The organism is Clostridium sp. DFI.5.61 (genome assembly GCF_024462915.1).
In the GTDB taxonomy this organism is placed as follows: domain Bacteria; phylum Bacillota; class Clostridia; order Oscillospirales; family Oscillospiraceae; genus Lawsonibacter; species Lawsonibacter asaccharolyticus.
The window spans coordinates 1-10,029 of record NZ_JANGBZ010000087.1 but is presented as its reverse complement, the minus strand read 5'-3'; the positions used below and the strand labels follow the sequence as shown (position 1 = coordinate 10,029).

The following is a 10,029-nucleotide window of genomic DNA, read 5'->3' as shown; positions in this document are numbered from 1 at the left end:
TTCTCTTTTGCGTATGAACTTTCCTGGGATTACTGAAGCAGCTGCAGCACGCCCTGGGGGACCTGGTTCGCCTGGGCCAGCATGGCCTGGGCGGACTGGATCAGGATGTTGTTCTTGGTATAAGCCATCATCTCGTCGGCCACGTCGGTGTCACGGATAGTAGCCTCAGCGTCCTGGATGTTCTCCTGCATGACGGACAGGTTGTTGATGGTGTGGTCCAGACGGTTCTGGGTGGCACCCAGGGTGCCGCGGACATCAGACACATAATTGATGGCGTTCTTAATAACATTCAGAGCCTTGGCAGCACCATCCTGATTGCCAATGTCCAAGGTATCAATTTTCAGCGCATCACTATGACAGTCATTAACAGAGACATTCAGCCGATTGAATGTCTCGGATGTATCACCAATCTGTAGAATTAGCTCTTTTCCGGTTCCAGCAAGTGTCACTTTGGTGTTAGTAGTAGTAGTCAGAGTGTACCCCTTATTATCTGCCTCTACCTGCTTTTTCAATTCAGCCAAATCATTAAATTGAGCTTTACTCGCATCAGCTGCACCTGCCATAGTATAGGTCTTGCCATTGATTGTTACCGTATCACCATTTGCAAGCTTGGAAAGATCAATACCATTTGTCTTGTCACCTGCACTTACATTAGAATCCGCGGCCACAGACGCAGAGATGGCGGTATTGAGGTTCAGAACTTTATTGTTCTCCAGGGAGCCATCCAGCAGCTTGATGCCGTTGAAGTTGGCGGAGTCGGCGATGCGGTCGATTTCGTTGCGGAGCTGTACAACCTCTTTCTGAAGCTGGGCGCGGTCGGTCTTGTCCTCAAAGGTGCCGTTGGCGGACTGCTCGGCCAGCTCGTACATGCGGTTGAGCATGTCGTGGACCTCGGTGAGGGCGCCCTCGGCGGTCTGCACCAGGGAGATACCGTCCTTGGCGTTGTCCTGGGCCTTGTCCAGGCCGGTGATCTGGGCGCGCATCTTCTCGGAAATGGCCAGACCCGCGGCGTCGTCGCCGGCCCGGTTGATCTTATAGCCGGAAGACAGCTTCTCCAGGTTCTTGGACAGGGCGCTGGTGTTGTTGGTGTAGTTGCGGTAGGCGTTCATCGCCATGATGTTGTGCTGAATACGCATGATCTTTATTCCTCCTTGATGTTTTGCGGGCAAGTTCCTTCTTGCCCTGCTCTGATCTCCCAGCCTCCGCAGGCCTTCACGGCGGCCAAAAGATCCTGCTGACGAGCAGGCGGGAGACTCCGGATCTCTCTGCCTCCTCTGTGAGTCTCATCGTCCAGGTTTTGAAAAAAATAAGGGGAGCAGGAAAATTTTCCGCTCCCCTGAGACTGCCCGGGAAAGCGGCTCCGCCGCTTTCCCGGGCAGTCTCACAGTTTTATTCCGCCGCCTCCGGGGGCGCCGTGTCCGTCTCAGGCGCCCTTCACATGGCGGGCCAGCTTCTTGTCCTCGATCCGGATGTGGGACACCAGCACCCCCACGATCCGGTTCAGGTCGCCCAGCGCCTTGACGGTGGGGCCCTCCGCGATCAGCGCCTGAGTCGTCTGGGAAAGCTGGCGCTTATAGCCGTCATGAAACTGCTTGTGGGCCGCATAGCCGGGATACTTGCTCTGGACCTGCAGCTTCTCCTCGTCGCCGAAATGCTTATTGACATAGCTGTTCAGAAACTGGGTGGTGGACATGATCTTCTCCCGCCCCACCCCCTGGGCACAGGCATCCATCAGGTCATTGATGGCGTCGAACAGCTGCTTGTGCTCCGCATCGATCAGACTGTTTCCTGTCATCAGATCACTGGTCAGCTCATATTTCATTGCCATAGCTCTATCTCCCCTCAAAATTATGATCGGTCGGATCTTGTTTTGGCGCCTGGGGAAGGTTTTCCTTTCATGCTCCGCCCATCCGCCAGAGAGGGAGCATCCCAAAAACCGCGGCTTATTTTTTATAGGTCTCCCCTATTTCTATATCGTTCAAATATTTTAAAAAATAACCCCTTGCCCCTGACAAAAATTTTTCTTCACTGCCTGCAAACGGGCATACTCTCCAAGAAAACTTGCCCCCGCCGCTTAACTTTTAGATTTTCCGGACGATATTTACAGTGTACTGGTCTGGGGCTTTGGAAGGATATCCGCAGCCGTCTCTTATCCCCCCCTCCTATCTTCCCGGCTGTCCGCTCCCCCAAGTCCCCGGACCAGGGTCCCGCTCCATATTTGTTGAGCATCCGCGAAAGGAGACATTTCCATGGAATTCCGTATCGATCGCGGCGGATTCTCTCCCTTGGGAGAGGTCGGCCGGTATTCTTCCTCCCGCACCCAAAAGGTCTCCGGGGGCTTCCGGCAGAGCTTCGATCAGATCCAGTTTTCAGGGCAGCCCGCCGGCATGCAGGGGCGGGTGCGCCAGCTGACCGCGCAGATCTCTCAACAGATCCGGACCCGCCCCACCTGTCACGAGATAGAGGCGCTCCGTCAGCAGGTCCAGGACGGCCTCTATTCCGTGGACCCCGGTCAGATCGCCGCCCGCATGCTGCTGCAGGGAAAGGACTGACATATGGTGGATTTTTCTGAATATCTGAATTTTCTGGAGGAGCTGGAGCACACGCTCCAGCAGCTCGTTGACGTTGAACAGAAGAAGTCAGCCGCTGTCAGCGCCCGGGATCTGGATGCGCTGAACGACTGCATGAAGCGGGAGCAGGCCTTTTCCATGACCCTGAAGGGCTTTGAGCAAAAGCGCGCGCGTCTCCTCGCCGCACTGGGGCTGGAGGATGTCTCCCTCCGGGAGCTTCCCAGCCGCTGTCCTCCAGAGCACCGGGAGGCCGCCAGACGCATGTCAGAGCGGCTTATCAACCAATACCGCATCCTGAGCAGCGCCCAGGAGCCCTCCCGCATTTTGATGGAGAGCCGGCTCCGGCTGATCGAAGAGGAGCTGCAGCGCAGAGGGCTGGAGGAAGAAGGTCCCTCCACCGCCAGCCGCACCGGCTCCGACACACACACCGATCTCAGAGTCTGAGGAGGCCGATCATGAGCAGTACATTTGGTTCCTTCAATACAGTCCGTCTCGGCATCTATGCCGCCCAAAAGGGGCTGGACGTGACTGGAAACAATATCACCAACATCAATACAGCGGGATATACCCGCCAGCGGCTGGATCAGGTCAGCCTGATCACCTCCGCCTCGGACCGGTATTATTCCCCCTATAAGACCCGGGTGGGGCAGGGCGTTTTGACCACCGGGGTCTCCCAGCTCCGGGACCCCGGGCTGGATATCGCCTACCGCAATGCTTCGGCTGACGTGGGCGCCGCCGACGCCAAGCTGGCCGGTCTGGAAAAGCTGGCCTCCATCCTGGATGAGGTGGGCAAGGGGGACGGTGAGCAGGATGACGGCGTTCTCCTCAACCAGCTCAACGACCTGCGCGATCTGATCAACAAGGCCATCACCAGCGGTCTTGACTCCACCCAGGAGGGACTGATCCGCGCCTCGGCCAAGGCCCTCTGCTCCCTGTTCAACGATGCCGCAGATAAGCTTGCGGACATGACGGAGACCTGGGAGACTCAGCTCAAGGACCAGGTAGACACCGTCAATAACATCCTGACCAGCCTGCGGGACCTGAATATATCCATCCGGGATGCGGACATCCGGGGAGATGCCGCCCTGGAGCTGCGGGACCAGCGCAATCTCCTGCTGGATCAGCTGAGTCAGTACATGGATATCGACGTAAAATATGAGATGGAGGACGTGGGCGCCGGCCTGATGGTGGAAAAAATGACCGTTACGCTGGGCACCGGCGGCAAGGATACGCTGGTGGACGGAAAATACGCCACTAAGCTTGAGACGGGGGACGCCACGAAGGGCTATCTGATTTCCCTACACCCTCTACAGGACAAAACTGGGAACAAACATCCTCAAGCCCCGAATGCCCCGAAACAGCTAGATGATAACGACCTGTACGGAGCGCTCCAGTCCACCCGTGAAATGCTGACCGAAGCCGGCGAATACACGATAAACGGCACCACCAATGACCCGAATGCCGCTGTAAAGCGGGGCATCCCCTACTATCAGAAGGCTTTGGATTCCCTGGCCCATGAATTTGCCGCCGCTATGAACGAGCTGAATCATATTTACGATGATAAGGGAAATCTGCTCGCGGGTGGAAATCTGTTCAGCATGGGCAGCGCCACCAACGACGCCAGCGCCATCACCGCAGCGAACATCTCCATCTCCCAGGCCTGGGCAGAGGATAAGGTCTCTCTCCAGGCCTCCACCAAACCGGATGCCCCCAGCGGTGATACCTCCAATCTCTCCAAGTTCCTGGCCCTCTTTGACCAGAAGATAAAATTCGATCCCGACCACGTCGCCGGGGGAGATGCAGTGGGAGAGGCTTATCACGGCACCTTCGAGGACATGCTGCTCCATGTGCAGTCCGTTCTGGCCGAGGACCAGATGACCACCACCGCCCTGCTGACCAACTACTCCGCAACGGCCAGCGAGGTCTATACAGACCGTGAGGGCGTCATGGGGGTGGATCTAAACGATGAAGCCACCAGCCTGATGACCTATCAAAAGGCTTATACCGCCGCCTGCCGGCTGATGACCGTGCTGGAGGAGGCTTTGGACTCCCTCATCAACGGCACTGTGGTCTGACCTTCGGCATTTTTTCATAATGAGGTGAATCAACTATGATCCGCGTGACCACCAACAGCACGCTCCATATGTATCAGTCCAATCTGATGCAGAGTTCCAATCAGCTGTACAGCGCCATGGAAAAGCTCATGACGGGGCGGAATTTTGACTCCTACGCCTCCAATCCCGCCGGGGCCACCCGCGCCTTTAAGCTTCACAGTGCGCTGAACGCCGTCAATGCCCAAGCTGCCAACAACGAAACTGTCCTGAATAAATTTGGCACCGCTTACTCCATTTTGGATGAGGTGACCAACGAGCTCACCCACGACCTGGCGCAGGCTCCCGCACTGGGCGGCCTGGACAACAGCCATCTCAGCTCGCTCAACTCCTACGCCCAGGTCATCCGCTCGGGCGCGGACGCCATTGTTCAAGTGCTCAATGGCAAGTATGAGAACGACTTTATTTTTAACGGCTCCGAAACAGGAGAGGCTCCCTTCGCCATTCAGGAGGATCAGAGCCAGAATCCCCCCGTGGATGTGCTTACCTTCCGGGGCTGGAGGGTGGATGTTCCGGACAACGATGACGTCTATCTGGACCTGAACGGAAAAGAAGTTCTGGAAAATGGAGTGCCGTTGACAAACTCAGACGTCCACGACAAGCTGACGGACATGGCCGGAGAAACTCTGTATGTGGATGTGGGACTCGGCTTCCAGCTGGACAGAAATGGAGCCGTGATCCCCTCCACCGCCTTTGATTCCGCTCTGTCCGGGATGGATATCCTCGGCTTTGGGCTGGATGAAGATGGAGATCCCAAAAACATCGTTTCCATCATGCTGCGCATCTCTGATGTGTTCGGCGGCTATCAGCACAATGACGCGGCCAATACAGAGGGGACATGGGGCCCCGCCGGCAACTATGACGATGCCAGCCGTCTGGTAAGCAAATTTGAAAAAGCCCACAACGGCCTTATTCAGGAGCACGTGGAGCTCAGCTCCCAGGCCGACTATCTGGAGACCAATCAGACCCGCCTGAAAAGCACCTTTGACTCGCTGAACAATGAGCTGGTCGCCATTGAGGACATCGACCGGGTAGACGCGATCCTGCAGCTCTCCTATGCCCAGACCTGCTATAACGCCGCTCTTCAGGTAGGCGCTAATGTCATTCCCCAGTCTTTGATGGATTATCTGCGGTAACGGCTCTAGGGCCGGGCCGGAAGGAGACCCGCCCGCCCGTGAGATCGAAATCCCAGCTGCGGATCTGATTAAAAAGGAGTGTGAACATCGATGTATCCGTTGATCGAAATCACCACAGTTCCAATCGAGATCCAGATGAAGGTCACTGACGCTCACCTGGAATATGCCCGAGGAACGGCTCAGATGGAGATCTCCCGTGAACAGGGCGGGCTCAATATCCGCAGCCATCCCATCCGGGTCAATATTGACACCTTTGAGGCTCGCAGCTCCGTTACTCCCACCACGGCCCAGCTGATCCAGCAGCAGGCGCAAAACGGAGTACAGGGTGCTTATCAGGCCACCTCTGTATTGGCCCGGGAGGGGCGTATGATGATGGAAGCCAAAATCGATCAGGATATCATTCCTCAGCTTGCCCGGCAGCAGACTGCGGAAGGACCTTTGAATGTAAACATCGATTTTCTCCCCAGCGCCGCCCCTGACCTCTCCTGGGAGGGAGGTGAGCTGAGCATCCGCTATGAGATGGACAAACTGAACTTCAACTGGCGCATGAATCAGATGAATTTCACCTTTGTACCCGGGGATATTGAATTTACCATGACTCAGCGCCCAGATGTCATCATCAAATATGTGGGCGGTCCGCTGTACGTCCCCCCCTCCTCTGATCCAAATTATGAGCCCATTGATATGCAGGCATAACAGGAGGGATCGATCTTGCATCTCATGACAAAATATTTTGGCCAAATCGACTATGATCCCACCGAGGTGCTCTCGTTTCCGAATGGGATCTTTGGATTTGAAGAGGAGAAGCAGTTTCTGCTTCTCCCCTTTCATGGGGGCGGAGGCAATCTGCTCTGCTTTCAGAGCGTTGGCACCCCTTCACTTGCTTTTGTAGCCATGAATCCTTTTTCTCTGGATCCAAATTATGCTCCTGTTCTGTCAGATGAGGAACTCTACCTTATGGGGGTCTCCTCCAGCCAGGACCTGTGCTATTATGTCCTGTGTGTCGTCCGGGAGCCTGTAGGCGAGAGTACCGTGAATTTGAAATGTCCCATTGTGATCCATGCTGAGGAGAAAAAAGCGGTCCAGGTCATTTTGGATACCGGAACTTATCATATGCGCCACCGGCTTTCTGAGTTTCGATCTGAGGAGGCGGGGTCTGTATGCTGATTTTGCGTCGAAAGGGCGGAGAATCGCTTGTCATAGGCGATCAGATCAGTGTGACCATCCTCTCGGTCGACGCCAGCGGCACCGTCATGCTGGGCATCAATGCCCCAAAAGACGTGCTGATCCTGCGCAGCGAGCTCCAACAGGCGGCCTCTGTCAACCTTGACTCGGCCAATGTGGATTGCGTCAAATTGGTGGAGGATCTGGAAAAATCTCTGCTTCATCCCTGATCCCAGCTCTTGCGTACTGTGCTCCATCCCGGACCTGTGCATGTTCTTGTTGATGAGCACCATGTTAAGATCTGGAATACGTTTGCTGCCGCAGAGGGTGGAGATCTGGGTGATGTATCCCTGCAATCGATACTCTTCAAAGTCCATGTTCACAGGTTTCGTTCCTATCGGAACAGCTTCTTGTCTGGGGGCTCCAAATCCCTACTGATAGTCAAGGATATATTTTTCCGGCTGAGGCAACAGTTCTTCCTGAATGATCTTTCCCGTCAGAGACACCATGGTGTTCTGTAAGGCTTCTGGAAATGGAAGTTCATAAGCTAATGGAATTGCCCTGCCGGGCCAGCCTGTCCAGGCCACCCGCTTCCTGCAGCGCGCCAACAAATAGGGCAGTGTCACAAAATGAAGGACCAGGTCAAATGACCTGGTCCTTTATTTTGTTATCTCGGCAAAAGCGGCCGCATTTTTTGTGAAAAATGGGACTAGACCAGTGAAACCGCGGCAGCACAAGGGTCCCTACTGATTATCCCAATTATATCAGGTTCCCCCAACGGCGCGGCCGGCCCCATTGGACCTACCGGGCCCACGGGAGCCACCGGGGCTACGGGTGCCACGGGCGCAACGGGCGCTACCGGAGCCACGGGTCCCACTGGACCGGCCGGTCCTGCCGGTCCTATCGGCCCCACAGGTCCCACCGGCCCTGCCGGTGAAGGGCTGAATGATGTCACACAGTTCGTTCCCGGGGTACCGTATGACCTGGGCACACTGGTCTACTACAACGGTGCCCTCTACCGCACCAACCGCAGCGGCGCTACCGGGACGCCGGGCTCCTCGGCGGACTTTGATCTGGTCACCGTGACCGGCCCCACCGGAGCCACAGGCCCTGCCGGCGCCACAGGCGCGACAGGTGCCACCGGTCCTACCGGACCTGCCGGCCCTGCTGGTGCGACAGGCGCGACGGGTGCGACGGGTGCCGAGGGCCCCACCGGGCCTGCTGGTCCTGCCGGACCCGCTGGCGCAACGGGTGCCACCGGACCTGCCGGCCCTGCCGGGCCAACCGGTCCTACTGGACCTACTGGGCCTGCCGGTGCAACTGGAGCGGCGGGTGCCGCCGGCGCTGAGGGCCCCACCGGTCCCACCGGCCCTGCCGGCGCAACGGGCGCTACCGGACCTGCCGGCTCTCCTCCCCCGCTGAATGCACTGTATGCCACCAATGTGGGGACTCAGACACTGGCTTCCACCGGCGATGACGCCTCCTTTGACACCAACCAGGTGGAAGAAGGATCTGCCATTACCCATACCGCCAGCACCCCCACCTTTACGCTGGGTGAGTCAGGGATTTACCTGATCTCCTACTCTGCGGTGGCGTCCAACACCACCAGCACCGGGACTGTAGGTGTGGAGCTGGAGAACAACTCGACTCCCGTCCCCGGCAGCGAGAGCCAAGCCACCATTGCCACCACCTCCAATGTCGCCAACCTGGCGGCCACGGTGCTGGTAAATGTGACCGGAACGGCTACCATTACACTGGCCTCTACCGAAAACAATGTGACCCTGACTGAGGCCGCCATCGTGATCCAAAAGCTGAACTGATCAAAAGATACTGCCCGGGCAGAGCCTTGAGGCATAAAGCGGGGTGGATGGTACGATGTGCCGTCCACCCCGCCTCTCAGAAGGAGGAGTGACAGTCATGAGGATCGCGGTCTATGCGATCTGTAAAAACGAATCCCAGTTTGTGGACCGGTGGATGGATTCCATGTCCGAAGCAGATCAGGTGGTGGTGCTGGATACCGGTTCTACGGATGACACAGTGGAACGCCTTAAAAAGCGGGGCGCTCAGGTCACGGTAGAGCTCATCTCTCCTTGGCGGTTCGACGTGGCCCGCAACCGCTCTCTGGACCTAGTATCGGAGGACACAGACATCTGTGTGTGCACCGATCTGGATGAGGTGTTTCACCCCGGATGGCGGGCTGCGCTGGAGCGGGCCTGGCAGCCGGGGGCCGGACAGGCGACCTACCGCTATACTTGGAGTTTCAACCCTGACGGCAGCGAGGGGGTGGTCTTCTGGTATGAAAAGGCCCATGCCAGGTACGGCTATCAGTGGATACACCCGGTCCACGAGGTCCTTAAATGGGTGGGCGAGGGGGTCCCCGGCCCCACCGTGACGGTAGAGGGGATGCAGCTGGACCACCACCCCGACCCCACAAAGTCCCGGGGACAGTACTTGCCTCTGCTGGAACTGTCCGTGGAGGAGGAGCCGGAGGATGACCGGAACACCCACTATTTGGGCCGGGAGTACATGTACCGGGGCCGCTGGGACGACTGCATCCGCACCCTGGAGCACCACCTGTCCATGCCCACCGCCACCTGGAAAGATGAGCGGGCGGCCTCCATGCGGTATATCGCCCTGTCCTGGCTCCGAAAGGGAGACCGGGCCCGAGCACGGGACTGGTATCTCCGTGCCATTGCAGAGGCCCCCCATCTGCGGGAGCCGTATATGGATCTAGCCAGGATGCTGTATGACATGGAGGAATGGGATGGAGTGCTCTACTTTACCGGCTGTGCCCTGTCCATCACTATCCGCCCAAAAACCTATATCTGTGAGGCGGACTCCTGGGGCAGCTTGCCCCACGACCTTCGCTGTCAGGCCCTTTTTCAGACTGGGCGGAGGGCCTTGGCGCTGGATGAGGCCAGGGCTGCCCTCGCCTGTGCTCCATCGGACCCGCGGCTGCGGGGCAATGTAGCGGTGCTGGAACAGCTGCTTGGAGAGACGGAGAGGGGGGGGGGGGGGGGGGGGGGGCGGGGGGGGCGGGGCGGGGGG

Annotated in this window: 11 protein-coding genes; 9 read left to right on the top strand and 2 right to left on the bottom strand. The window is 57.6% G+C overall.

Going from position 1 to position 10,029, the window contains the following annotated elements:
- Window positions 1-29: 29 nt before the first annotated feature.
- On the bottom strand, window positions 30-1,136 hold the full coding sequence (locus NE584_RS18480; RefSeq protein ID WP_256183465.1) for a flagellin: 1,107 nt from the start codon (window positions 1,134-1,136) through the stop codon (window positions 30-32).
- A 287-nt stretch (window positions 1,137-1,423) separates the two neighbouring features.
- Complete coding sequence (locus tag NE584_RS18475; protein WP_242850372.1) at window positions 1,424-1,828, bottom strand: bacteriohemerythrin; 405 nt, start codon at window positions 1,826-1,828, stop codon at window positions 1,424-1,426.
- 421 nt (window positions 1,829-2,249) lie between these two features.
- On the opposite strand from NE584_RS18475, the gene NE584_RS18470 reads away from it, so the two are divergent.
- From NE584_RS18470 to NE584_RS18430, 9 genes are all read left to right on the top strand, one after another.
- Window positions 2,250-2,552, top strand: a complete 303-nt coding sequence (locus NE584_RS18470) for a flagellar biosynthesis anti-sigma factor FlgM (protein WP_108979531.1) — start codon at window positions 2,250-2,252, stop codon at window positions 2,550-2,552.
- A gap of 3 nt (window positions 2,553-2,555) precedes the next feature.
- Window positions 2,556-3,014: a flagellar export chaperone FlgN gene (gene flgN / locus NE584_RS18465; protein WP_050625267.1), complete on the top strand. Its 459-nt coding sequence runs from the start codon at window positions 2,556-2,558 to the stop codon at window positions 3,012-3,014.
- A gap of 11 nt (window positions 3,015-3,025) precedes the next feature.
- On the top strand, window positions 3,026-4,645 hold the full coding sequence (gene flgK / locus NE584_RS18460) for a flagellar hook-associated protein FlgK (RefSeq protein ID WP_256183464.1): 1,620 nt from the start codon (window positions 3,026-3,028) through the stop codon (window positions 4,643-4,645).
- A gap of 35 nt (window positions 4,646-4,680) precedes the next feature.
- Window positions 4,681-5,817, top strand: a complete 1,137-nt coding sequence (locus NE584_RS18455) for a flagellin (RefSeq protein WP_050625269.1) — start codon at window positions 4,681-4,683, stop codon at window positions 5,815-5,817.
- A 90-nt stretch (window positions 5,818-5,907) separates the two neighbouring features.
- On the top strand, window positions 5,908-6,513 hold the full coding sequence (locus NE584_RS18450; protein WP_050625270.1) for a DUF6470 family protein: 606 nt from the start codon (window positions 5,908-5,910) through the stop codon (window positions 6,511-6,513).
- Window positions 6,514-6,537: 24 nt separating this feature from the next.
- On the top strand, window positions 6,538-6,984 hold the full coding sequence (fliW, locus tag NE584_RS18445) for a flagellar assembly protein FliW (protein ID WP_050625522.1): 447 nt from the start codon (window positions 6,538-6,540) through the stop codon (window positions 6,982-6,984).
- Window positions 6,978-7,211 carry a carbon storage regulator gene (locus NE584_RS18440; RefSeq protein ID WP_050625271.1) on the top strand — a complete coding sequence of 78 codons (234 nt, stop codon included), beginning with the start codon at window positions 6,978-6,980 and terminating at the stop codon, window positions 7,209-7,211. The genes fliW and NE584_RS18440 overlap by 7 nt, the downstream gene beginning before the upstream one ends.
- 1,212 nt (window positions 7,212-8,423) lie before the next feature.
- Window positions 8,424-8,801, top strand: coding sequence for a hypothetical protein (locus NE584_RS18435; protein WP_050625272.1), 378 nt, complete (start codon window positions 8,424-8,426; stop codon window positions 8,799-8,801).
- Window positions 8,802-8,898: 97 nt separating this feature from the next.
- A partial coding sequence (locus NE584_RS18430; protein WP_256183463.1) for a glycosyltransferase occupies window positions 8,899-10,029 on the top strand: 1,131 nt, incomplete at its 3' end.

Coding starts and splice junctions, on each gene's coding strand:
- NE584_RS18480 (WP_256183465.1), bottom strand. CDS start 1,136: ATGCGTATTCAGCACAACATCATGGCGATGAACGCCTACCGCAACTAC.
- NE584_RS18475 (WP_242850372.1), bottom strand. CDS start 1,828: ATGGCAATGAAATATGAGCTGACCAGTGATCTGATGACAGGAAACAGT.
- NE584_RS18470 (WP_108979531.1), top strand. CDS start 2,250: ATGGAATTCCGTATCGATCGCGGCGGATTCTCTCCCTTGGGAGAGGTC.
- flgN (WP_050625267.1), top strand. CDS start 2,556: ATGGTGGATTTTTCTGAATATCTGAATTTTCTGGAGGAGCTGGAGCAC.
- flgK (WP_256183464.1), top strand. CDS start 3,026: ATGAGCAGTACATTTGGTTCCTTCAATACAGTCCGTCTCGGCATCTAT.
- NE584_RS18455 (WP_050625269.1), top strand. CDS start 4,681: ATGATCCGCGTGACCACCAACAGCACGCTCCATATGTATCAGTCCAAT.
- NE584_RS18450 (WP_050625270.1), top strand. CDS start 5,908: ATGTATCCGTTGATCGAAATCACCACAGTTCCAATCGAGATCCAGATG.
- fliW (WP_050625522.1), top strand. CDS start 6,538: ATGACAAAATATTTTGGCCAAATCGACTATGATCCCACCGAGGTGCTC.
- NE584_RS18440 (WP_050625271.1), top strand. CDS start 6,978: ATGCTGATTTTGCGTCGAAAGGGCGGAGAATCGCTTGTCATAGGCGAT.